The following is a 21124-nucleotide window of genomic DNA, read 5'->3' on the forward strand; positions in this document are numbered from 1 at the left end:
GTGAATAACATGGACAGTGTTGAGCGTCTGATTATCTTGTCTCGTGATGGTGTGATTAACGAAGATCGCGGCATCATCACAAAGCCAGATGACTGGGTGCCGATTGAAGGTAGTCTGGAGGCTTTGGCGCGCTTGCATCGAGCGCATTTTAAAGTTGTGGTTGCCACCAATCAACCGGGCATCATGTTGGGCAAGCTCACGGTGTCCGATTTGAATGCGATTCACCAAAAAATGCATGCAGAGGTTGATGCGGCCGGTGGCAAGATTGAAGCGATCTTTTTCTGCCCGCACACGGCCGATGCAGGTTGTAATTACCGAAAACCATCCCCTGAAATGCTCAATGACATCGCACAGCGGTTCGATGTGAGTTTGAACGAGGTGATTTATGTTGGCGACACGCTCAACGATATGAGTGCAGCGCATAAAGCGGGTTGCCAACCGTATTTGGTACTCACGGGGCAAGGCGGTAAAACTTACGCCGATGGGGTGCTCAATGATACGCATGTTCGCGTCAATTTGGCAGCGGTAGTGCGTGAGTTGGTGGGTAAAGTTTGACTGTGAGAGGCCAAGAACACCTAATTTTGTGTCGAGCCTCAAATCTTCATTGGATGAAGTGCTAACACTTCAATAAAAAAACAGATACGTATCGGTATCTGTTTTTTTATTGATTGAGTATTTTTCCAGGATTTATCATGTTTAGTGGATCTAAGCTCTGCTTGATGACCCTCATTAGATTGAGTTCTACAGGGCTTTTAAGTTGTTCTAACCAATCTTTCTTAAGTAACCCTATCCCGTGCTCAGCAGAAATACTGCCCTTGTGCTGTTGGACTTGATTGTAAACAATTTGGTTGATGTCTGTTTCAGCGGCCATGAGGGCGTTCGCGTTTGCAAATGCCTGACCACGAGACACATTAAAGTGCAAATTGCCGTCGCCGATGTGGCCAAAAATGGTTGGTTCAATGGAGGGGTAATGTTGCTCTAGTTGCGAGCACGTGACTTCAACAAAGTTGGCAATGGCACTGATGGGAACACTAATGTCGTGTTTGATGTTTTTACCCACTCGTTTTTGAGCGGCAGATATCTGTTCACGAATTTGCCAAAACTGCATTTGTTGTGTACCGCTTTGTGCAACGATGGCGTTTTTGATGAAGCCTTGCTCAATGGCTGCGCTGATGTGATGATTGAATGATTGATGCAATGCGTTCAGTGCATCGGTTTGTGTGCTGGTGTGGCTGATTTCAATCAAGGCAACGTGGGCTTGGGTATCGTCGGCGAAAGGGTGCTGATGGTTAAACTGGTCACAAACCAAGTTCAGCGCATTCGGCGAGATGTATTCAAAAGCGGTGAGTTGTGCATCAAATTGTTTTTGACAGGTATTGAACGCTTGTACGATGTGATGCAAGTCTTTGGTGGCAATAAAAGCGGTCAATGTATCAACGGGTGAAGGGAATAATTTGAGCACCGCTGCCGTGATGATGCCCAGTGTACCTTCGGCACCGATGAACAGGTGTTTCAAGTCGTAGCCTGTGTTGTTTTTGCGCAGCGTATTCAATCCTGACCAAATATCGCCGTTCGGTAAGACCACTTCTAAACCCAGACACAGATCACGGGTGTTGCCGTAGCGTAGGACTTGCGTGCCACCTGCATTGGTGGCGAGATTGCCGCCAATGGTGGCCGTACCTTCTGAAGCGAGTGACAGTGGATAAAGCAAGCCATGCTCTTGTGCGATTTGCTGAGCGTGTTCAAGTGTGACGCCTGCCTCAACTGTCATGGTGCGATTGGCCTCGTCAATCTGACGTACCGCATTCACTCTTGTGAGATTGAGCAACACGCTGGGGTGATCGGGTAACACAGCAGCACCGCCGACCAAGCCTGTGTTGCCGCCTTGCGGAATGATGGCGATTGGCGGGTTTTGAGCCACACAAAGTTTGACCACTTCAGCGACTTCGGCGGTGTTTTTGGGCAATACAACAGCGATGGGCGCATGATGATAGCGGTTGCGCTCATCTGTGTGGTAGGGCTGTGCGGCTTCATTTGTCCGAATGTTTGTCGTACCAACGATGCTGCCCAATGATGTTAAGAAATCGTTCATGATGCATTCCGTGGTTGAGCGCGTCGAATGCTCAAATAGACACCCATCAAGCTCAAGACCAAAGCCGACCATGCATAAGGGGTTTCATAAAGCAAAGGATCGGCGGGAGCCGACCACAAAAGAGCGGCACTAGTGGTCAAAATAATCGGGCAGGTGATGAACAAGGCGGCTTTTTCGGTCAATATAAAACTGACAATCAATGGTAGAAACAGCGCAACTTTTAATGCCAAATAGCCATCCGTGGTAAAGCCAATGGCGCCCCAAATCACACACAAAGCAATGATGTATTGTGGTCCTGTGATTTTTTTTCGTGCGGGTTTTTTAGTGCTTGGTGGGGTGTGTTGGAGATTTTCGGTACGTAGATGGCGCAAAGTGAGGATGAAAATCAAAGTAGATAAAACAATCTCGCCCCAAGCAAATGCGCGTTGCATCGGCAATGTGTCTGCATAAGCCCGCATAATGCCTTCGAGTAAATAAGCCAAAATCAACAAGCTGAGTATTTGGAAGGCTCGTCGTTCACCACGCCAAGTTTTCCAGACAAATGGCAATAGCAAAAGACCTTTTAAGGCCAACCACGAACCACCTACTCGAATCGGTGCGCCGATGGTCTCCCACACCGCGCAAAAGACAATCAATACGGCCAGCGTGAGTGATACTTGCTGTGCAGACTTCATGGCGTGCCTAACTTTTGGGCGATGCGTGCCAAATGCTGCCCCATGAAAATAGCGAGCTTTTTCTCTGTGTCATCAACAGAGCGAGTGCCTGAATGACCTGCTAAATGAGACACCCCATAAGGTGTACCGCCACTGCTGGTGTGCATTAACTCCGATTGACTGTAAGGCAGCCCGACGATGAGCATACCGTGGTGCAGCAAAGGAATCATCATGGAGGTGAGGGTGGTTTCTTGACCACCGTGTAACGAACCTGTACTGGTGAAGACACTCGCGGGTTTTCCGATCAACGCACCGTTTTGCCACAAAGGGCTGGTTTGGTCGATGAAGTGTTTCATCGGCGCTGCCATGTTGCCGAATCGAGTGGGGGAACCGAGTGCCAGTCCTGCACAACTTGCTAAATCATTGAGTGTGGCATAGGGCGCACCTTCAGGCGGGATCGGTGCGATAGTTTGTTCTGTTTGTGCTGCCACGGGGGGGACAGTGCGTAGGCGGGCCTCTATCCCAGCAACTGACTCGACGCCTTGTGCAATACACTCGGCCAGTCGTTGCGTGTTGCCATTGCGTGAGTAAAATAAAATTAAGACGTAAGGTTGGCTCATGTGGAATTTCAAGGGTTTGTGACCGCAGAATCGGGAAGTTGTTTACAATGGCGCATTATATCAGTGTATCTGTGCTGCTCAATACAGCGAGTCCACTGAACAGATGCAGTGAAACGCAATAAATAAAGAATTGAATTGATATGAAACAGTTTTTCCCTCTCATTCGTGAAGAATGGCAACGCTTTCGCGCGGCGATGCGCTTTTTGACGGCTCGCATGGCCACGCATCGTCTCACGCAGGTTGCGGGTAGCCTGAGCTTTACCACGGTGTTGTCCTTGATTCCCTTGTTGGTTGTGACCTTGTCGGTACTCACAGGTTTTCCCGTGTTTGCTAAATTTCAAACCGAAATCCAACAAATGATGCTCGAGAACCTCATGCCTGAGCGAATGAGCCAAGTGGTGATGAAACAAATCACACAGTTCGCTGAGCAAAGCTCGAAGTTGTCGGTGCTCGGTGGTGCGCTGTTGTTTGTCTCTGCGCTCTTGACCATGGGTACAGTCGATCGCGTGTTCAATGATATTTGGCAGGTGAGACGCCGTGGGCTTTTACGCAAAAATGTCTTGGTGTATTGGGCGATTTTGACGGCAGGGCCGATATTGTTTGTATTGGTTTTGTTGTTGGGCAATTATTTCGTGGATGTGTTGAAGGCTTGGCCTAGAGTTGAAGTCGCTTTGAGTTTGGTGGTTCCCTTTTTGGTGGCAACGTTTGCATTCTCTTGTCTGTATGTGTTTGTCCCGAATCGGAAAGTGGCTTGGAAAGATGGTTTGGTTGGTGGCGCAGTGGCCGCGGTGTTGTTTGTGGTTTTGACGCAGTCATTTACGGCGATCTTTAAAACATTCCAAGTCTATGCGGTCTTGTACAGCGCTTTTAGCATTATTCCCGCGTTTTTTCTGTGGCTTTATGTATTTTGGTTGGTGATTTTGTTTGGCGCGAGCATTGCAGCGAGTTTGCCGATTCTCAAGTATGAGCGTTGGCGTAAAGTACCGCGAGCAGGTGATGATTTACCAGAAGCATTGATGATTTTGTATATTCTGTATCAGGCGCAACGCTCGCCATCACGGATGGTGAGCTGGTCATCGATTCAGACGCAGTTGCGGCTCAATAGCGAAGACTTGGCTGACATCATGAACAAACTTCAGGAGCATGGCTGGATTGGTCGTGTGCGGCGCCCTGACGACAGCACGGGCTGGGCGTTGATTTGTGACACTGGCGAAGTGACATTGGCTCATTTATACGATGTGTTTGTTTTTGACTCACAGTATTTTGCAGCCCAAGCACAGAAACACGAGTTGCCGTGGGCTCGTCGATTCACGGATATGCATAAATCTGGTCATCACCGAATTTATCTTAGTGAGCTTTTTGAGCAGAGATAGAAGAATCAAACCGTGGTTTTTGGTTTTTCGGTGTTTGTGTGATTAAAAGGGGTGCAATTGCGCACACTTATGGTTACAATGCGCTTAAATTATGTGCTGCTTGTTGCGTGGCTCATCTCACTATTTACATTTCCTGTTGGAGAAGATAATGAAAGTCGCTGATATTTTAAAAACCAAAAGTTTTGCGCTTTTTACCGCTACCCCTGATACTGAGCTTCAAACGGCTGTTGACCTAATGGCTGAAAAAGATATGGGTTCGCTGGTGGTCTTGGAAAATGGCTTTTTGGTCGGTATGCTCACTTTCCGTGAAATCAATAAATCATTGAGCTTCACACGCGGCACGATCACTGGCACATTGGTTAGAGACGTCATGGATGCAGCGCCATTGATTTTGACCTCCGAAACAGATGTGAACGAAACGCGCCAACAGATGCTTGACCGTCATGCACGCTATGTACCGATTATGGACAATGGCACCCTCATGGGGGTGGTGTCTTTTTATGATGTGGCCAAGGCGATGCTGCAAGCGCAGCAGCTCGAAAATCAAATGCTCAAGGCTTATATCCGCGACTGGCCAGCTGAAAACTGATTCAAGATAGATTTGATTAAAACGGGCAACGATGGGTTGCCCGTTTTTTTGTCCTCTTTTACTTGGGTTTTGGCAAGATTGGAACTTTGCTTTGTCTCATTGGCTCGCTATGATGCTTGTTGGTCAATGACTGAATCTTTTGGAAAGAAAAACATGGTCTTAAAACGAAATATCTCGATGCGCCAAGGTGTCATACTCGCTATTGGCATGGTGTTGGGTTCTGGATTATTTGGCTTGCCTGGATTGGCAATTGAGCTTGGTGGCGCAGATGTGGCATTGCTCGGCTGGTTGGTGATGGCGCTGGTGATGTCGCCAATGCTGTATGTGTTCATTGTGTTGGGACGCGCTTACCCACAAGCAGATGGTTTGACGCAGTATGCGCAGGTGGCGGTGGCGGGAGCGGCGCTTGATTCTGTCCGAGGTCGTATGGCAAAGGGGGCTGTGTTGGTTTTGCTCACAGGGACTTTTGCACTCGGGATTCCCGCATCGATTTGGGTGGCTGCTAGTTATGTGTTGCATGCTTTTGGTGTGGAGGCCTCATGGGCAAGGGCAGCATTGACAGCCGTTTTCTTGTTGGCGTGTACAGTGATGAATTTACGTGGTGTGAGCGTGCTGGCTAAGGTGAATGCGGCGAGTCTGTATGTTTTACTGGCGGTGGTGGCTGTGCTGATTGTGGGCAATTGGGATGCTTTGGACGGTACGGTGACGCATGTGGTGGCATGGCGAATTCAGAATTTTTCAGCTCAGTCATTGTGGGCTGTGATGGCGTTTCTGTTTTGGGCGAGTTGCGTGACCCGCAACGAAACATCCCGCGCGTGTATGTCTGGAGTTTCATACTCGTGGTCGCACTGTACGTGGCACTGGCTGCTGTGATGTCGGGTGCTGCGTGGCGCGGGCAAAATGTGGCTGGCGAATCGGGTTTGTTGGTGTTATTTAACAGGCCGTGGCTGATATTTGTTTTAGGTGTGACGATGGGATTGATGATTATCGCATCGCAAAATGCGTGGATTTTTGGGCGTCACGGATGTTATATAGTGCGGCAAATGAGGGGTTTTTTCCAAAATCATGGGCGGTTTTGAATCAGGCACAGATGCCTGAGCGGGCATTGTGGCTTTTGTTTGTTGCGTTTAGCTTATCCTTGGTGATTTTAAGCGTCGGTTGGCTGAGCGTGGCACAGATGATGACGCTGGTGAGCCAAAACTTCATGGTGTTGTATGCGGTTTCATTGCTTGCATACTGGCGTATTATTTGGCTGCGGCCAAGTGTGGTGGCTGTGCTGATGGGCATCGTAGCGACTGGGTCGTGTGTGTTTCTGTTGCAGGGGTTTACTTGGTGGTGGTTGTTTCCTTTGACTTTGCTCGGGTTTGGTGCATGGCGCGGTCGATGTTGTTTGGGAACTTAGAAGGCTGAAAACGCTGTGTTATGATGTGAGTCACATCAGTTTTTATGATTTTTTATTGAGCAAAATATGAATGTTGAAAAGAACTCTCCTTTGCAATTTGAAACGGCCTACGACTGGCTTGGTGGCGAAGCGCGTGTGCGTGAGCTGACGACACGGTTTTATGATTTGATGGATTTGGAGCAGAAATTCGCTGCGCTGCGTGCCGCGCATGGTGTGTCGTTGGGTGAGGCACGCGAGCGCCTGTTTCTGTTTTTGTCGGGGTGGTTAGGCGGGCCACCGTTGTACATGCAGACGCATGGTCATCCGAAGCTGCGTGCGCGGCATTTGCCATTTAAAATTGGTGTCACTGAACGTGACCAGTGGGTGGCGTGTATGGCGCAGGCGATGCGTGAAATCGGTGTGCCTGATGATTTATATCAGCGGTTAATTGAATCGTTTTATAACACAGCCGACTGGATGAGGAATCAACCTGACTCGGTAGAAGGCGCGCCGCAGATGCCGTCACCTGCTGGGGTTTATCAGCCACAAGTCAAACAGAAGTTGCATCAAATCACTGAGGCTTATGGTGTGCCGAAAGAGTCAATATGAATAACATCCTAGTGTTTTTGTACCTTTTGTTGGCTATTTTATTGATTTTGTTGGGGTTTGTAATGGTTTTGTGGTTGCGTTTAAACCAATCGCAAAGAATCAGCGACCAAATTTTGAATAATCTTGATTCATCGTTTGATGAAACGCATCAGTTGTTTCGTGAGCAGGGTTTAAAGGCGCGTGAGCACGCTGGTGTGTTGGCTCATCAGCAGCGTGACGAGTTGGGGCAGTCGTTATTTCAAGTGCAAACGCTGCTCAATACGCAGCTCAAAGAAGTGCGTGAGACGCAAAGCACTGAGAGTGCCAATGCACGAGAGACGCTGGTGCAGCAGCTCAATGCAACGACCTCACAGCTCATGCAACAGTTGCAACTGCTCAATGACACCACGGAGCGACGTTTGACCCAAATGCGTGAAAACATTGAGCAGCGTCTTACCTCCATCGAGCAAAAAAATGAAACCAAACTCGAACAAATGCGCCAAACCGTGGATGAAAAACTACATGCCACATTGGAAAAACGCTTGGGTGAGTCCTTTAAACAAGTCTCCGATAGGTTGGAGCAAGTGCACAAAGGCTTGGGCGAGATGCAGTCGCTCGCGGCGGGTGTGGGTGATTTGAAGCGCGTGTTGACCAATGTCAAAACGCGCGGCACGTGGGGTGAGATGCAACTGGCTAATTTGCTTGAGCAGGTATTCACCCCCGAACAATACGCTGCCAACGTGGCCACTGTGCCCGAATCAACCGCACGTGTTGAGTTTGCCATCAAACTGCCTGGACGTTCTGAGAGCGAGCCTGTTTGGTTGCCGATTGACGCGAAGTTTCCGCGTGAGCAGTATGACCGAATGCAAGATGCCCAAGACGCTGCCGATGCTGAAGCATTGGCCAAGTCGCAAGGTGAATTGGTGAGTGCCATACTGAAAGAAGCCAGAACCATTGCTGAGAAGTACGTCTCTCCACCGCATACCACGGACTTTGCGATTTTGTTTTTACCCACAGAAGGCTTGTATGCCGAAGTGGCTCGTCAAGCCGGGCTGCTTGATACCTTGCAGCGTGAGTACCGTGTGGTGGTCGCTGGACCGACGACGCTGATGGCAATTTTAAATAGTTTGCACATGGGCTTTAGAACCCTCGCTTTAGAAAAACGCGCCAGTGATGTGTGGCAGGTATTGGGCGCGGTGAAAACAGAGTTTGGCAAATTTGGCGATGTGCTGGCCAAAACCCGTGATAGCTTAGAGCGTGCTGCAAAGAATATAGACTCTGCGCAAGTGCGTACACGGGCCATGACGCGCGCGCTATCTGGTGTGGAGCAATTAGAGACGGGCAAGAGTGCGGCGTTATTGTCTTTAGATGCAGAATTGCCTGATGAGTGAGGATATCAGAGGGGCGCAAAACCGCTTTCCCAATTGTATTGCTCTATGTCACAATACAGTTTATCCGCCAAATTTTTAACTGTATCGGTACTGTACTGTTTAAATGCGCTATATTAAGGTCGCAATATCATCCCCCATGAGGTCATTATGTCGTATTCCCAATTGTTTTCTCAACGTGCCACAGCCATCAAAAGCTCAGTGATTCGCGAAATTTTAAAAGTTACCGCGAATCCTGATGTGATTTCGTTTGCAGGTGGCTTGCCTGCGCCTGAAAGTTTTCCTGTGGCGCAGATGAAAGCAGCGTTTGATAAAGTGCTGGTCACCGACGCTCAAAGCGCCTTACAGTATTCAACCACCGATGGTTATGCGCCGTTGCGTGAGTGGGTAGCGAGTCGTATGAGCACTGATGGTGCGACCATTACACCAGACCAAGTGATTATTGTGTCGGGTTCGCAGCAGGCACTGGACTTGATTGGCAAAGTGTTCATTGATGAAGGTGATACGGTATTGGTTGAGACACCGACTTATCTAGGGGCATTGCAGGCATTTTCACTGTTTGCGCCCAAGTTTGTTTCCGTGGCATCAGATGAGCAAGGTTTGGATGCGTCTCAATTAACGGCAGAGGATGCTCAAGCGGCTAAGTTTCTCTACGCATTGCCAAACTTTCAGAATCCCACAGGGCGTATGATGAGTGAAGAGCGTCGTGCGAAATTGGTGGAAGTTGCTCGTGCGAATGATTTATTGGTGGTGGAAGATGACCCATACGGTGCGTTGTGGTATCAGGCCGCACCGCCAGCGTCGTTGTTGTCACGCATGCCTGAGCGCGTGATTCACATGGGTTCGTTCTCAAAGGTACTCGCACCTGGTTTGCGCCTTGGTTACATTGTCGCTCCCGTAGAAATCGCGCGCAAGTTTGAGCAGGCCAAGCAAGCGACCGATTTGCACACCTCAACCATTGCACAGCGTGTGGTGTACGAAGTGGTCAAAGATGGCTTTTTGGATGAGCACATTCCCTCGATTCGTACCCTTTACCATGGTCAAGCACAGGTGATGTTAGAGGCATTGTCTGAGCACATGCCAAACGGTGTGGTTTGGAATGTGCCTGCGGGTGGGATGTTTTTGTGGGTGACTTTGCCTGACGGACTCAATGCAGAAAAACTGCTTGAAAAAGCTGTGGCGCGCAATGTCGCTTATGTTCCAGGCACACCTTTTTATGCGAATGTGGCGCAGGACAATACGTTGCGTCTGGCTTTTGTGACGGTACCTGCTGAGAAAATTCGGCATGGCGTGGCGCAGTTGGCTCAAATTTTTGGTGAGTAACGTGGGCTTCATCAATAAAAAACGCGCCGTGTTGACACGGCGCGTTTTTTGTTGTGAATAACGATGAGCGGCTATCGCTTGATCAGACGCAACAGCAGGAGTAGAACCACTGCGCCGATAGTACCCGTGAGAATAGCACCCAAAAGACCGCCACCTAGAGACAATCCAGCCATATTGAGTAAGTAGCCGCCCACGACGGAACCAATTAAACCCACAATGATGTCACCAATAAGGCCAAAAGGACCGCCGACCAAAACACTGGCCAACCAGCCAGCTGCCAAACCAATCAGTATGGTGATGATAATGCTTTCCATAGCCACGACAATCTCCTTATTAAGGAATTAAAAATCACACTTAAGGTGTGTTGATTTTAGTATATGGGTTCTAAAATCTGAATTTATTGTATCAGAAGTTTTACGTCAATACTACTAAATGTCGTTTTTTTGTGAATTGATTTTTTGCCCTGTAAGCAAAAAAAAGCTGCTCAAATAATGGAGCAGCTTTTTGTGAGGGGTGTAGATTACGCAAAGTTTGCCGCAACAAAATCCCAGTTCACCAAGCTCCAAAACGCTTCCACATACTTTGGACGCGCATTGCGGTAGTCCACATAGTAAGCGTGTTCCCACACGTCGCAAGTGAGCAGAGGTTTGTTGTCCGTGGTCAATGGTGTGGCCGCGTTAGAGGTTGATACCAATTCCAAATCACCCGCTGGTGTCTTGACCAACCATGCCCAGCCAGAACCAAAGGTGGTGACGGCTGTTTTGGTGAATTCGGCTTTGAAATTGTCAAATGAACCCCATTTGGCGTTGATTGCTTCAGCCAAAGCACCCGTTGGTTCGCCTCCGCCGTTGGGTTTTAAACCATTCCAGTAAAACGTGTGGTTCCAAACTTGAGCGGCGTTGTTGAAAATGCCAGCAGATGATTTTTTGACGATTTCTTCGAGGCTTGAGTTTTCGAATTCTGTGCCTTTAATCAAACCATTGAGGTTGGTGACGTAGGTTTGGTGGTGTTTGCCGTAGTGAAACTCAATAGTTTCCTGTGAAATGATTGGTGCGAGTGCATCGGTAGCGTACGGCAGTGCGGGTAACGTGTGTTCCATGGTGTTCCTCTTTTTTGGTTGAAATTAGGGTGACTCTGTGTGATTGACTGTGCTTATCACACGCCCATCGGCGAATTGAATCGTGATGCCATCGCCTGACTGTAGTGACGCTGCATTATAAACGATAGTGCCGTCTTGCGCACGGACGTAGGTGTAACCTCGTGCGAGCACATTGTCAGGGTTCAGTTGTTTTAGGTGGCTGATGCGGTGGTTGAGCTTTTGTTCTTGCAGGACGAGGTGACGGCTCACGGCATGGCATAATTGGTTGTTGCTGCGCTGCAATTGGCTGATAGGTTTCGATAAGTTTGGGCGAGCGCGTTGCCAACGTTGGCTCATCTGTACCACCGCGGTACTTGTGCGCTCAAATTGACGAAGCATACTGTGTTTTAAGCGGGTGCGCAGCTCGTTTAGTGTCTGTTGTTTGTTTTGTAGCCTTTGCGCGGGTGTGAGTAGACGCAGCATGATATGGTCGAGCTGCTGTTCTTTGTCATGCATTCGGCTCATCATGGCACGGTTGAGGTGGTTCTGTTGTTGTTCTATGTGGTGGAGCAATGCCTCTTGACTGGGCGTGCTGATGATTTCAGCCGCAGCGGTTGGTGTGGCTGCTCTAATGTCCGCAACATAGTCAGCGATACTGGTGTCGGTTTCGTGACCTATGCCGCTGATGGTGGGGATTCGTGATTGGAAGATGGCGTGTGCGACTTCGGGCTCATTAAATGCCCATAAATCCTCAATGCTGCCACCACCTCTGACGATGAGAATCGCATCAAGGACTTTATTTTGATTGGCTTTTTGAATTGCAGAGGCGATTTGGCGGGGAGCTTGCTTACCTTGTACCAGTGTGGGGTAAAGCAAAATAGAGATGTGCGGCGCACGACGTTCTAATGTGTGACAGACGTCTCGCAATGCCGCGGCTTGTGGCGAGGTGATGATGCCAATGTGGTGAGCAAAGCTGGGTAAGGCTTTTTTGTGTGCTGCATCAAACAAGCCCTGACGCTGTAGCTCATCTTTGAGTTGTAAAAAGCGTTCGTGTAAGTTTCCTTGACCAGCACGCCTCATGGTCTCGACAGACAGCTGAAAGTCGCCACGTGGTGCATACAAAGAAGCCAAAACGTGTGCTTCTACGGCATCTCCTTCGCGTGGTTGAAAGCTCAGCAAGCTATTTTTGTGGCGAAACATCACGGCACGGACTTGAGCTTTGTCATCTTTGAGTGAAAAATACCAGTGGCCACTGGCAGCACTCGTGAGGTTTGAAATTTCACCTTTGACCCAAAGCAAAGGAATTTGTCGCTCAATTAGCTGGGCGACGCGTGTATTAAATTCTGATACGGAGAGGCTATCGGTGCTCATGGTTTCTTTGATGTTTTCGTTATACTGGTTTGTTCTATGATAAGGGTTTTGTATGAGTAGGTGGTTTTTACTTGGGTGTATTTTTGGGGAATTTTATGGATTTTGTTCTAAAAAAATTTGATTTACTGTTTTTTTGGGCAATCCTCCGTAAATACCGATGTATTGCTGTTTTTTGAGTTATACTTAAGTTTAGTCATTTTTCGTTTTGTGGTAGATACGTATTGCAAACTATTTTAATTTTATCAAAAAAATTCACATTTTTGAGAAATACTCATGCGGAAATAAGGACAGAGGGTGGGAATTAACAAAAAACACAGAATCAAAAGTACCACCAGTGATCAAACTTATCATGGTCAGTGGGGTGCAGGGTTTGGACAGGGCATGAATGGCTTGTCCATGAGCGCTCGCGCGCAGAGAGAGGCTGCATGGCTGTCTCTGTGGGGGCAGCGTGGCTTAAAAAACTACGCATTGGCACCTTTGGCTGCTTTATTCCAATTGTTTTCGTGGTTGCGACGGGTCTTTTACCAGACTGGCGTGATGGATGTTTTGTTCGCTCCAGTACCTGTGGTGGTGGTGGGTGGTGTTATGGTTGGGGGCGTGGGGAAAACCCCCGTGGTGACTGCGTTAGCGAGGACATTGCGCCGAGCTGGTTATCGACCAGGCATTATTGCGCGTGGTTATGGTGGCTCTAACGCACGACAAAGTCGGATGCCGATGGCAGTGACGGCTATGAGTGATAGCCGAGTGGTGGGTGATGAGCCAATGCTGCATTTTCTCAATACAGAGTGCCCTGTGTGGGTGGGCGCGGATCGTGCGAGAGCTGCCAAAGCTCTTTGTTCAGCTCATCCTGAGGTGGATGTTTTGCTGTGCGACGATGGCTTACAGCACTATCGTTTGTCGCGAGATATTGAAATTGTGGTCATGGATGGGCGCGGTGTCGGCAATGGTTTGTGTTTGCCTGCTGGACCTTTACGTGAAGGGCTCAGCCGATTGAAAGAGGTTGATGCGGTCGTGTGGCATCGACGTGGTGATACGGCGATGACGTGCCCCGTTCAGCAAGTCACTCGAAATGACGTCCCTCATTTTGTTTTTGAGAGTCACATTGCGGATGCTTATGATTTGCTCAATCCTTCCGACCGTGTGCCATTGTCATTCTTTTCTGGTAAATCTGTCACAATGATGGCTGCAATTGCTCAGCCTGTCAGGTTTTTTCGGATGCTCGAAGGACAAGGCGTGGTGGGGTTAGAGGTGCCGCTACCCGACCATGCTGCATTTGATTTGTCGGTCTTTAGGCAATCGCTGGTGCTCGCCTCTAAATATGTGCTGATGACCGAAAAGGATGCGGTAAAATGCCGAGACATCCTTGAAAAATCGAATGAGGACAAAGGCCGATACTGGGTTGTGCCACTTGATGTGGTCAACACCGATGATTTGGCTCGATTACAAAGCTTTCTGCTTGAACGTTTGGAAAGCCTTAAGTCGATATGAATGGCATAAGCTGATTTTATGGCACTTGGCCTTCTTAGGGTTTTAAAGCAAAGCCAAATAATGCGTGTTTTATTGCTCAAGGGGCGCTCATTTTCTGGGCGTCGTACTTACATTTTTTATGAGAAACATTTTTATGTCCCAACCATCGTGGCTCACACACATTACCTGTCCCAAGTGCCAAGGTAAACTGACGCAAATAGAGAATGCAACAGGTTTGTTGTGTGCTCATGATCAATTGGTTTTTCCCGTGCGCGACGGCATCCCCATTATGTTAATGGAGCAGGCTGTTGTTGTGGATCACCAAGCATGAGCCAAGTTCACATTGTTATCCCTGCCCGTATGGGCAGTTCTCGTTTTTATGGCAAGCCTCTGGTGAAACTTTCTGGGAGAGAGATGGTGCTGCGCGTGGTCGATCGCGCGAAATTGACGGGCGTCTCCAGCATTGTGGTTGCGACGGATGATGCAGCGATTGCGCAATGTGTCCAGCAAGCTGGTTTCGATGCCCAGATGACGGATGTGGATCATCCTTCAGGCACAGACCGAATCGCGCAAGTTGCAGAGGCTCGAGTATGGCCAGATGATGACATTGTTGTGAATGTGCAAGGCGATGAGCCACTGATAGAGCCTGAGCTGATTGAGGAGGTTGCTTTGGCCTTATCTGCTCATCCTGATTGTGTGATGTCGACGGCAGCACATGTATTGATTGACGCGGCCAGTTTGCTTAATCCGAATATCGTTAAAGTGGTTTTAGACAATCAGCAGCGCGCATTGTATTTTTCTCGTGCGCCGATTCCTTTTCCGCGTGATGCGATGCGAGCGGCAGGCGGTGATGGATTGGTTGCGTTGCCCGCAGGGCTACCAGTGCTGCGTCACATGGGTATTTATGCTTATCGTGTGGGCTTTTTGAAACAATACGCTGATTTACCTGCCAGTCCTTTAGAGCAGTTTGAAAGCTTGGAGCAATTGCGGGTCTTGGCCAATGGTCATCAAATCAGCGTCTACATCAGCCCAATGGCTTCCGCGCCGGGTGTCGATGAACCGAGCGATGTGGCTATTGTTGAAAACTTTTTGGCTCAATATTCTAAATAAAAAGCTAAAACCACATTTTTATTGCTTTACCGTCACCCTAAATCTTGACCAAAAGGCTCGACTGCGGTAAGGTTACGTGTCAGGGTGCGACTTGAGTAGTCGCGTTTTTTGTGCCCAAAGTTGCAGACCACTCAAATATCCATTAACCAGCAGAGGAAAAAATATGCGCATCATCCTGTTAGGCCCACCAGGCGCCGGAAAAGGTACACAAGCCGCTTTCATCAAAGAGCATTTTGCCATTCCACAAATTTCGACAGGTGATATGCTGCGCGCGGCAGTCAAAGCAGGCACTCCACTGGGCATTGAAGCTAAGTCGGTTATGGAAGCGGGTCAACTGGTTTCCGATGCATTGATTATTAATTTGGTCAAAGAGCGTCTGACTGAGTCTGACTGCCAACAAGGTTACTTATTTGATGGCTTCCCTCGCACCATTCCACAAGCCGATGCACTCAAGGATGCCGCAGTGAGCATTGGCTTTGTCCTCGAAATTGATGTGCCTGCCGAAGAAATCGTCACACGAATCAGCGGTCGCCGTGTACATGAGGCTTCTGGCCGTGTTTATCACACTACATTCAACCCACCGAAGGTTGAGGGTAAAGATGATGTGACTGGTGAAGACTTGATTTTACGCGAAGACGATAAAGAGGAAACCGTACGTAAGCGTCTGGATGTTTACCAACAGCAAACACGCCCACTGATTGACTATTACAGCGCATGGGCTGCCAACGGTTCACAAGATGCACCGCAATATCGCAAAATTTCTGGTTTGGGTTCGGTTGATGAGATTCGCCAACGGATTTTGGATGCTTTGAAATAATTTTGTTCAGTGATACAAAAAATCCCGATGCACGTGCATCGGGATTTTTGCTTTGGGCTTTAAGCCGCAGTTTAATCAGCGTTCGCCGTAAATGTGGTGTTGTTGACCCCAAACATTTTACGATAGACCACCCCCAGAGTAGTGTAGGTCGCTGGAATCGTCCAAATCCAACCAATGACGGTAACAAATCCCAAAAGGTTGATTAAACCCAACATCAAGATGAGCCCAAACATAGAAAACCAGCGGTGTGTGATCGCTTTACGTGAGGCTTCCATTGATTCCCAAACAGGTATGCCTTTGTCAGCACGAACGCGCAAGGCAAATACATAAGCAACCGATAGGTAAAGACCTGGAATGACAAGTAATACAAAACCGATGCAAATCAGCAATACCATCAATAAAAATGACCCCAATAATGGGCCAAACAGTTTAAAGCCATCAAAAGCCTGTCCCACATCTGTTTTTTTGCCCACTGCTGCACGAACGCCCATCATTTCCAAACTTGCCGTAAAAGGGCCTGCAATTAACAGTGATGCAAAAGGAATAAACGCCGCAATCAAGCTCAAAACATAAATAATCAACATGCCAATATTGATGGGCAGCTTGTGGCCGTTACTCAAAGTAAAGCCTTCTGAAATGGCATCGAATACACGAAAATCGTATTGTCCTTGAATTGCATTATCTAAAGAGCCTTCTCCAATCGTGCCATCCGAGTGGATAGTGTTTGTGATTAGATCAGTTTTGGGTGTACTGTAAGGATTGTGGCTATTCATTTGAGCTCCCTTTCTAAAATTGTGAGTGAGGCTGTATTTTAAACTGTTATTCCATTCTGCTATAGGTTGTCATCGGTCTTTATACGAAGAAGCGTTGATTTGTCTTTGGTGATGTCTTTGGTTGGGAGCGTGGGTCAAGCTCTCGCAAAGAGCTGTCTCAGTAAAAATTGTGTATGGTTTATATGACGAATATCAACTTAATGACGCTACTAGCTGGTCAAAATGACTGAAAATGCGCACGGTATTGTTCTGTGTGAGTGCATGCTCAATCGCTACGCCTTCGTTGTAACCATAATTAAACACGACACATTGACAGTTGGCTGCCTGTGCGGCAAGGACGTCGTTCATGGAGTCACCAACCATAAGTGCTTCGCTGACCGAAATGTCCAGCTCTGAGCAAGCATGGAGAATCGGTGCTGGATGGGGTTTTTTGTGCGTCAGCGTGTCGCCGCAGACGATGCTGCCAAAATACTCTTTCCAGCCAAATTGTGTGAGTAGGGGGAGGGTGAATTCGCTCGGCTTATTGGTGACAATGGCCAGTTTGAATCCTGCCCGATATAATGCACTTAGGCCGTTGGTGACTTCAGCGTATTCTTCAGTCGAATCGCCATTGATAGCATGATAGTGCTGTGAAAACTGCTGGTAAGCCATGGTCAAGTCAACCGTGGTGAGGGCATCGGCGAGGGCGCGTTTGACGAGGTTTTGTGCGCCTTTGCCCACCATGCTAATAGCCGATTCAAATGGCAACGCGGCCAAATGATATTCATGGCGCAGCTGGTTGATGGCTTTGACCAAGTCAGGCGCGGTGTGCAGCAATGTGCCATCTAAGTCAAACAAAATGCCACGTGGTTGAGAATGAGGAGGCATGGATAAATCAACCCGTAGATTAAAAAAGAGACTGAATGAGCGGTAGGGCTTTATGAAACGGATGTTTTAGCGTATGACTGTCGCGAGTTCAGCACGCATGTTATCAATAACTGTTTTGTAATCTGGGGCGTTAAAAATTGCAGAACCTGCCACGAAAGTATCTGCACCCGCAGCAGCGATTTCAGCAATATTGTCTACTTTGACACCACCGTCCACCTCAAGCAAAATCGGTTGGCCGCCAGCAGCGACATGAGCGTCAATTCGTGCGCGGACAAGTTTGATTTTGTTCAGTGTCTCTGAGATGAACGACTGACCACCGAAACCTGGGTTGACCGACATGAGGAGAATCATGTCGAGCTTATCCATAACGTGACCAAGCACAGAAAGTGGTGTGGCAGGATTAAGCACCAAGCCTGCTTTACAGCCTGCGCCTTTAATCAAAGATAAACTTCTGTCGACGTGACGAGACGCTTCAGGATGAAAGGTAATCATGTTCGCGCCTGCTGCTGCGAAGCTACTGATGAGCGAATCGACAGGCTCTACCATTAAATGTACGTCCATCAAAGCACTGCCTGCGTAAGGTTTGATGGCTTCTAAAATCATCGGGCCAAAGGTCAGATTGGGCACATAATGATTGTCCATCACATCAAAGTGAATCCAATCAGCACCAGCGGCCAATACGTCAGAGATTTCTGCGCCAAGCTTGGCAAAATCGGCGGAAAGAATGGAGGGAGAGATGCGGTAGGTGGTCATGTGATTGCCCAAAATGGATGAAATAAAAGACTTGCGGTCAACTCCCCGTTATTTTACTATGAGTCCATTCACACGGCTGATAAAAAGAGGTTATGCATGTTTGATATTCACGTCGAGAGTGCTTTTTGGCCAGAACAATCTGAGCCAAAGAATGATACCTATGTGTTTGTTTACACGATTCGCATCACCAATAACGGTGAGCAAACGGCTCAACTGATTTCGCGTCACTGGGTGATTACCGATGGTTTTGGCGTTAGTCGTGAGGTTCGTGGCGATGGTGTGGTGGGGATGCAGCCACACATTGCTCCCAATGAAACATTTGAATACAGCAGCACCTGTCCGCTATCTACGCCGTATGGCACGATGCATGGTGAGTATTATTGTGTGGATGAGCAGGGTGGGCAATTTATTGTCGACATCCCGCAGTTTTTACTGGTAGCGGCGACGGTGGTTCATTGATTGAAAAAAAATCCCAAAACGGGATAAAAAATAAAATGCTGCTTTCATTGATTCAATAAAACAACATCGGCAACACATTTATTGGTTGCTGCGTGGGTGTTTTTAAGGTGCTGTTGGTACTTCTTCTGGTGCGCTCATATCACATATTTGAGCGGTTGTATCCCATGCCCCTCCCGCGTTTTGGCATCGAGCGATGCTTTGCGTGTTGTCATAATACAGATAAGCCATCGTGGCAATCAGTGTGATGAGCGAGGCAATGAGTAGAGTTCGGATGGGATGGTTCATAACGTCTGTTTGCGTAGGTTGTATATGGCGGGCAGCATGACTTCGGTGACCATCATGCGGCTGTTTTTGTGGCGGTTGTGGTGAAAGATGCAGCGGCGCGCCCAAATGTGCTTTGGTAAAACCAGCCCATGGTTGGCGACGGCTGCTTGAGTGGTTTGGTATAGCTCGTCTCGTTCGCTCAGGCGAGTGTATTCAAAGTGTGCGCGTCGAATCAGGGGGTTGGCAAATAATGCCACACCGAGTGCTTGATTGCCCAGTCGTTTAAAAAATGGCCAGTCGCGAGAAACGCTTTCGAGCGGGGTAATGGTGTGCGCGTAAACCACAGGGATGCCATCACAGAGCAATAAAACTTCGCGTTGCCATGTACGTCGTCGGTTCGGCATATTGATGGCGTGACTTTCGGCTAAAGGGGTGGGCGCACGTTGCTGGGCTTGGCGAAGTACGGTAAATCCTTGACTGTGTTGTTTGAGCTTTTGAGTCAAAGAACCGACGTCGGTCAGCCAATGACGATGTGCTCGGTCAATGCGTGGCACATAAATTTGCCAAGGAGAGTGTAAAGCTGGCATGCTGGTTAGGGCTGTGGTGGTGTGGTGACGGGAAGATGCAAATACTCAAAAAATCCTCGGCTCTTTGGCCAATACAAACTAATTGGGCGTGAGGCTGCTGCGATGCCAAGCAACAAACACAGGACAAACAAAGCGCCTATCCATTGATGGCGACGTGTGAGGCGACGTTTACTGTTGTTGAGGTCTTCTGTGTTGGCTACTGCTTGCTCGGTCGGGGGTGTCAAGAGAGCTGCTGTCTCTGGTAAGGTCACCATCGGTACTACATTGGTGGTGTGGATGTGTACGTTGCCTAAGGCGGTGTTTTTGATCTCTTCTAAATCATTGCTGGTTTTAGATGACTGCGTGACTTTGGTGTTTGGTTTGATGATTGTGAATGCTGCAGTTAAACGGGGCACGCCGCTACTATTGGGTGATGCATTTTTTGGTAAAAACGTCAGCGTGTGGTCAGGTGGCAGAAGTTGCAACCTAGCTTGTGCATCAAACACATGCTGACACTGGCCACACTCACACCAGCCAGAAGCCACGCGCAATAAATCGTGCGTGAGCTTAAATGAGTTGTGGCAAGCAGGGCAGGTGACCGCGTATGTGTTCATGGCTTTTTACTGTGTTAATTGACTGAGGTGGTTTTTTGGCCGACCAAGCAAATCCAACCATCATCTGCTCGCCACACGTGCATTGGCATGTAGGGTGCATAAGCGGCGATGAGCTCGTTGGTTTGACGCTCTAATATACCAGATAGAACCAAATGTCCACCATCTGCGACGTAGCCAACCAGCGCTGGTGCGAGTAGCTTAAGAGGGTTGGATAGAATATTGGCCACCACCACACCATATTGACCTGAGGACATACCATCCGGCAAAACAAACTGTGCTGCCGCGTCGTTGGCCGATGCGTTGTCCACCGCACTTTGTACGGCTTGAGGGTCAATGTCTGTGCCGATGACCTTGCTTGCGCCGAGTTTTTTTGCGGCAATAGCCAAAATGCCACTGCCACACCCATAGTCCAGAACCGTTGCATCTTTGGGCAACTCAGCAGAGAGCCACTGTAAACACAGGCGTGTTGTGGGGTGACTGCCTGTGCCAAACGCCAATCCTGGATCAAGGCGTAGGTTGATTCGAGTCGCATTGCCCTCAGTCTCGTGCCATGTTGGGACAATCCATAAATGTTCGGTGATGGATATTGGTTCAAATTGACTTTGTGTTAAGCGAACCCAGTCTTGGGCTTCGACCTTGCGTGTTTCGTATGCGGGTACAGTCATCGAGATAGCATCGCAGGCAACATCCAGCATGTCATCAATACCTGTCTCAGGATCAACCAATATCACCAGTCGAGATTGTGCCCATGCATTAGTAGTGGGCTCTAAGCCTGGTTCACCATACAGTGGTTGCTCAGCGTCAGTGTCCGCCCACTCGTCCTCCACTGCGACTGATAGTGCGCCAGCTTCCATTAAGGCATCAGACAAGTCTTCTGTATGCTCAGCAGGCACACTTAGTATTACTTCAATCCACATAAATCAGCTTTCAATCGTAGGAAAATTAACATTTTCCGAAGGTTAACATCAATAAAATAAA

The 21124-nt window shown here is 48.4% G+C and carries 25 protein-coding genes and 1 pseudogene; 13 read left to right on the forward strand and 13 right to left on the reverse strand.

Annotated features, from left to right (window positions below; genetic code table 11):
• Nucleotides 1-9: 9 nt before the first annotated feature.
• Entirely contained in the window at nt 10-555 is a 546-nt protein-coding gene (gene gmhB / locus IE082_RS03160; protein WP_189491466.1) for a D-glycero-beta-D-manno-heptose 1,7-bisphosphate 7-phosphatase, read from the forward strand.
• 106 nt (nt 556-661) lie between these two features.
• Here the strand turns inward: gmhB and IE082_RS03165 are convergent, their stop codons facing one another.
• Genes IE082_RS03165 through wrbA form a run of 3 tightly spaced genes read right to left on the reverse strand, consistent with a single transcriptional unit; the run spans nt 662 to nt 3365 of the window.
• Nucleotides 662-2092, reverse strand: a complete 1431-nt coding sequence (locus tag IE082_RS03165) for an FAD-binding oxidoreductase (protein WP_189491469.1) — start codon at nt 2090-2092, stop codon at nt 662-664.
• Entirely contained in the window at nt 2089-2766 is a 678-nt protein-coding gene (locus IE082_RS03170) for a DUF2069 domain-containing protein (protein ID WP_189491472.1), read from the reverse strand. The genes IE082_RS03165 and IE082_RS03170 overlap by 4 nt, the downstream gene beginning before the upstream one ends.
• The gene (gene wrbA / locus IE082_RS03175; protein WP_189491475.1) at nt 2763-3365 is read right to left on the reverse strand and encodes an NAD(P)H:quinone oxidoreductase; all 603 of its coding nucleotides are present in this window, start codon (nt 3363-3365) and stop codon (nt 2763-2765) included. The genes IE082_RS03170 and wrbA overlap by 4 nt, the downstream gene beginning before the upstream one ends.
• A gap of 140 nt (nt 3366-3505) precedes the next feature.
• On the opposite strand from wrbA, the gene IE082_RS03180 reads away from it, so the two are divergent.
• From IE082_RS03180 to IE082_RS03210, 7 genes and pseudogenes are all read left to right on the forward strand, one after another.
• The gene (locus tag IE082_RS03180) at nt 3506-4738 is read left to right on the forward strand and encodes a YihY family inner membrane protein (protein ID WP_189491478.1); all 1233 of its coding nucleotides are present in this window, start codon (nt 3506-3508) and stop codon (nt 4736-4738) included.
• Between the two features lie 148 nt (nt 4739-4886).
• Nucleotides 4887-5327: a CBS domain-containing protein gene (locus IE082_RS03185; protein WP_189491481.1), complete on the forward strand. Its 441-nt coding sequence runs from the start codon at nt 4887-4889 to the stop codon at nt 5325-5327.
• A gap of 153 nt (nt 5328-5480) precedes the next feature.
• On the forward strand, nt 5481-6200 hold the full coding sequence (locus IE082_RS03190) for an amino acid permease (RefSeq protein ID WP_189491484.1): 720 nt from the start codon (nt 5481-5483) through the stop codon (nt 6198-6200).
• A gap of 151 nt (nt 6201-6351) precedes the next feature.
• On the forward strand, nt 6352-6729 hold the full coding sequence (locus tag IE082_RS03195) for an APC family permease (protein ID WP_189491487.1): 378 nt from the start codon (nt 6352-6354) through the stop codon (nt 6727-6729).
• 66 nt (nt 6730-6795) lie between these two features.
• Nucleotides 6796-7197: pseudogene (locus IE082_RS03200) on the forward strand (group II truncated hemoglobin); the annotation flags it as partial.
• 116 nt (nt 7198-7313) lie between these two features.
• Complete coding sequence (locus IE082_RS03205; RefSeq protein WP_189491492.1) at nt 7314-8687, forward strand: DNA recombination protein RmuC; 1374 nt, start codon at nt 7314-7316, stop codon at nt 8685-8687.
• A 147-nt stretch (nt 8688-8834) separates the two neighbouring features.
• A complete protein-coding gene (locus tag IE082_RS03210; protein WP_189491495.1) occupies nt 8835-10007 on the forward strand; it encodes an aminotransferase-like domain-containing protein in 1173 nt (390 codons plus the stop codon).
• Nucleotides 10008-10078: 71 nt separating this feature from the next.
• On the opposite strand, the gene IE082_RS03215 is transcribed toward IE082_RS03210, so the two are convergent.
• The 3 genes from IE082_RS03215 to xseA form a co-directional block, all read right to left on the reverse strand.
• Nucleotides 10079-10321, reverse strand: a complete 243-nt coding sequence (locus tag IE082_RS03215; RefSeq protein WP_189491498.1) for a GlsB/YeaQ/YmgE family stress response membrane protein — start codon at nt 10319-10321, stop codon at nt 10079-10081.
• Between the two features lie 206 nt (nt 10322-10527).
• Complete coding sequence (locus IE082_RS03220; protein WP_189491501.1) at nt 10528-11106, reverse strand: superoxide dismutase; 579 nt, start codon at nt 11104-11106, stop codon at nt 10528-10530.
• 24 nt (nt 11107-11130) lie between these two features.
• Nucleotides 11131-12456 carry an exodeoxyribonuclease VII large subunit gene (xseA, locus tag IE082_RS03225; protein WP_189491504.1) on the reverse strand — a complete coding sequence of 442 codons (1326 nt, stop codon included), beginning with the start codon at nt 12454-12456 and terminating at the stop codon, nt 11131-11133.
• A 294-nt stretch (nt 12457-12750) separates the two neighbouring features.
• Between xseA and lpxK the strand changes: the two genes are divergently transcribed.
• The 4 genes from lpxK (at nt 12751) to adk (ending at nt 15850) form a co-directional block, all read left to right on the forward strand.
• Entirely contained in the window at nt 12751-13944 is a 1194-nt protein-coding gene (lpxK, locus tag IE082_RS03230; protein WP_189491506.1) for a tetraacyldisaccharide 4'-kinase, read from the forward strand.
• Between the two features lie 133 nt (nt 13945-14077).
• Complete coding sequence (locus tag IE082_RS11430) at nt 14078-14254, forward strand: Trm112 family protein (RefSeq protein ID WP_373295047.1); 177 nt, start codon at nt 14078-14080, stop codon at nt 14252-14254.
• Complete coding sequence (kdsB, locus tag IE082_RS03235) at nt 14251-15033, forward strand: 3-deoxy-manno-octulosonate cytidylyltransferase (RefSeq protein WP_189491509.1); 783 nt, start codon at nt 14251-14253, stop codon at nt 15031-15033. The genes IE082_RS11430 and kdsB overlap by 4 nt, the downstream gene beginning before the upstream one ends.
• 163 nt (nt 15034-15196) lie before the next feature.
• Nucleotides 15197-15850 carry an adenylate kinase gene (gene adk / locus IE082_RS03240; RefSeq protein WP_189491512.1) on the forward strand — a complete coding sequence of 218 codons (654 nt, stop codon included), beginning with the start codon at nt 15197-15199 and terminating at the stop codon, nt 15848-15850.
• A 71-nt stretch (nt 15851-15921) separates the two neighbouring features.
• Here adk and IE082_RS03245 read toward each other — a convergent pair whose 3' ends face one another.
• From IE082_RS03245 to rpe, 3 genes are all read right to left on the reverse strand, one after another.
• The gene (locus tag IE082_RS03245; RefSeq protein WP_189491515.1) at nt 15922-16623 is read right to left on the reverse strand and encodes a hypothetical protein; all 702 of its coding nucleotides are present in this window, start codon (nt 16621-16623) and stop codon (nt 15922-15924) included.
• A 192-nt stretch (nt 16624-16815) separates the two neighbouring features.
• Complete coding sequence (locus IE082_RS03250; RefSeq protein WP_189491518.1) at nt 16816-17490, reverse strand: phosphoglycolate phosphatase; 675 nt, start codon at nt 17488-17490, stop codon at nt 16816-16818.
• A 66-nt stretch (nt 17491-17556) separates the two neighbouring features.
• Complete coding sequence (rpe, locus tag IE082_RS03255; RefSeq protein ID WP_189491521.1) at nt 17557-18243, reverse strand: ribulose-phosphate 3-epimerase; 687 nt, start codon at nt 18241-18243, stop codon at nt 17557-17559.
• A gap of 96 nt (nt 18244-18339) precedes the next feature.
• On the opposite strand from rpe, the gene apaG reads away from it, so the two are divergent.
• The gene (gene apaG / locus IE082_RS03260; protein WP_189491523.1) at nt 18340-18702 is read left to right on the forward strand and encodes a Co2+/Mg2+ efflux facilitator ApaG/CorD; all 363 of its coding nucleotides are present in this window, start codon (nt 18340-18342) and stop codon (nt 18700-18702) included.
• Between the two features lie 102 nt (nt 18703-18804).
• Here apaG and IE082_RS03265 read toward each other — a convergent pair whose 3' ends face one another.
• Genes IE082_RS03265 through prmA form a run of 4 tightly spaced genes read right to left on the reverse strand, consistent with a single transcriptional unit; the run spans nt 18805 to nt 21063 of the window.
• Nucleotides 18805-18987, reverse strand: a complete 183-nt coding sequence (locus IE082_RS03265; protein WP_189491525.1) for a hypothetical protein — start codon at nt 18985-18987, stop codon at nt 18805-18807.
• Entirely contained in the window at nt 18984-19553 is a 570-nt protein-coding gene (locus tag IE082_RS03270; protein ID WP_189491528.1) for a chorismate--pyruvate lyase family protein, read from the reverse strand. The genes IE082_RS03265 and IE082_RS03270 overlap by 4 nt, the downstream gene beginning before the upstream one ends.
• Nucleotides 19554-19558: 5 nt before the next feature.
• Entirely contained in the window at nt 19559-20146 is a 588-nt protein-coding gene (locus IE082_RS03275; RefSeq protein ID WP_189491531.1) for a zinc-ribbon domain-containing protein, read from the reverse strand.
• A gap of 14 nt (nt 20147-20160) precedes the next feature.
• A complete protein-coding gene (gene prmA / locus IE082_RS03280) occupies nt 20161-21063 on the reverse strand; it encodes a 50S ribosomal protein L11 methyltransferase (RefSeq protein WP_189491534.1) in 903 nt (300 codons plus the stop codon).
• Nucleotides 21064-21124 lie beyond the last annotated feature (61 nt).

The organism is Formosimonas limnophila, assembly GCF_014652675.1.
GTDB lineage: Bacteria > Pseudomonadota > Gammaproteobacteria > Burkholderiales > Burkholderiaceae > Hydromonas > Hydromonas limnophila.

What these genes read in the sequence shown, in the direction of transcription:
- IE082_RS03270 (WP_189491528.1), bottom strand. Translation starts at nt 19,553, where the DNA reads ATGCCAGCTTTACACTCTCCTTGGCAAATTTATGTGCCACGCATTGAC.
- rpe (WP_189491521.1), bottom strand. Translation starts at nt 18,243, where the DNA reads ATGACCACCTACCGCATCTCTCCCTCCATTCTTTCCGCCGATTTTGCC.
- IE082_RS03185 (WP_189491481.1), top strand. Translation starts at nt 4,887, where the DNA reads ATGAAAGTCGCTGATATTTTAAAAACCAAAAGTTTTGCGCTTTTTACC.
- IE082_RS03250 (WP_189491518.1), bottom strand. Translation starts at nt 17,490, where the DNA reads ATGCCTCCTCATTCTCAACCACGTGGCATTTTGTTTGACTTAGATGGC.
- IE082_RS03210 (WP_189491495.1), top strand. Translation starts at nt 8,835, where the DNA reads ATGTCGTATTCCCAATTGTTTTCTCAACGTGCCACAGCCATCAAAAGC.
- IE082_RS03170 (WP_189491472.1), bottom strand. Translation starts at nt 2,766, where the DNA reads ATGAAGTCTGCACAGCAAGTATCACTCACGCTGGCCGTATTGATTGTC.
- gmhB (WP_189491466.1), top strand. Translation starts at nt 10, where the DNA reads ATGGACAGTGTTGAGCGTCTGATTATCTTGTCTCGTGATGGTGTGATT.
- IE082_RS11430 (WP_373295047.1), top strand. Translation starts at nt 14,078, where the DNA reads ATGTCCCAACCATCGTGGCTCACACACATTACCTGTCCCAAGTGCCAA.
- kdsB (WP_189491509.1), top strand. Translation starts at nt 14,251, where the DNA reads ATGAGCCAAGTTCACATTGTTATCCCTGCCCGTATGGGCAGTTCTCGT.
- apaG (WP_189491523.1), top strand. Translation starts at nt 18,340, where the DNA reads ATGTTTGATATTCACGTCGAGAGTGCTTTTTGGCCAGAACAATCTGAG.
- IE082_RS03190 (WP_189491484.1), top strand. Translation starts at nt 5,481, where the DNA reads ATGGTCTTAAAACGAAATATCTCGATGCGCCAAGGTGTCATACTCGCT.
- IE082_RS03165 (WP_189491469.1), bottom strand. Translation starts at nt 2,092, where the DNA reads ATGAACGATTTCTTAACATCATTGGGCAGCATCGTTGGTACGACAAAC.
- IE082_RS03205 (WP_189491492.1), top strand. Translation starts at nt 7,314, where the DNA reads ATGAATAACATCCTAGTGTTTTTGTACCTTTTGTTGGCTATTTTATTG.
- IE082_RS03265 (WP_189491525.1), bottom strand. Translation starts at nt 18,987, where the DNA reads ATGAACCATCCCATCCGAACTCTACTCATTGCCTCGCTCATCACACTG.
- adk (WP_189491512.1), top strand. Translation starts at nt 15,197, where the DNA reads ATGCGCATCATCCTGTTAGGCCCACCAGGCGCCGGAAAAGGTACACAA.
- IE082_RS03275 (WP_189491531.1), bottom strand. Translation starts at nt 20,146, where the DNA reads ATGAACACATACGCGGTCACCTGCCCTGCTTGCCACAACTCATTTAAG.
- prmA (WP_189491534.1), bottom strand. Translation starts at nt 21,063, where the DNA reads ATGTGGATTGAAGTAATACTAAGTGTGCCTGCTGAGCATACAGAAGAC.
- IE082_RS03180 (WP_189491478.1), top strand. Translation starts at nt 3,506, where the DNA reads ATGAAACAGTTTTTCCCTCTCATTCGTGAAGAATGGCAACGCTTTCGC.
- wrbA (WP_189491475.1), bottom strand. Translation starts at nt 3,365, where the DNA reads ATGAGCCAACCTTACGTCTTAATTTTATTTTACTCACGCAATGGCAAC.
- IE082_RS03220 (WP_189491501.1), bottom strand. Translation starts at nt 11,106, where the DNA reads ATGGAACACACGTTACCCGCACTGCCGTACGCTACCGATGCACTCGCA.
- IE082_RS03195 (WP_189491487.1), top strand. Translation starts at nt 6,352, where the DNA reads ATGTTATATAGTGCGGCAAATGAGGGGTTTTTTCCAAAATCATGGGCG.
- IE082_RS03215 (WP_189491498.1), bottom strand. Translation starts at nt 10,321, where the DNA reads ATGGAAAGCATTATCATCACCATACTGATTGGTTTGGCAGCTGGCTGG.
- xseA (WP_189491504.1), bottom strand. Translation starts at nt 12,456, where the DNA reads ATGAGCACCGATAGCCTCTCCGTATCAGAATTTAATACACGCGTCGCC.
- IE082_RS03245 (WP_189491515.1), bottom strand. Translation starts at nt 16,623, where the DNA reads ATGAATAGCCACAATCCTTACAGTACACCCAAAACTGATCTAATCACA.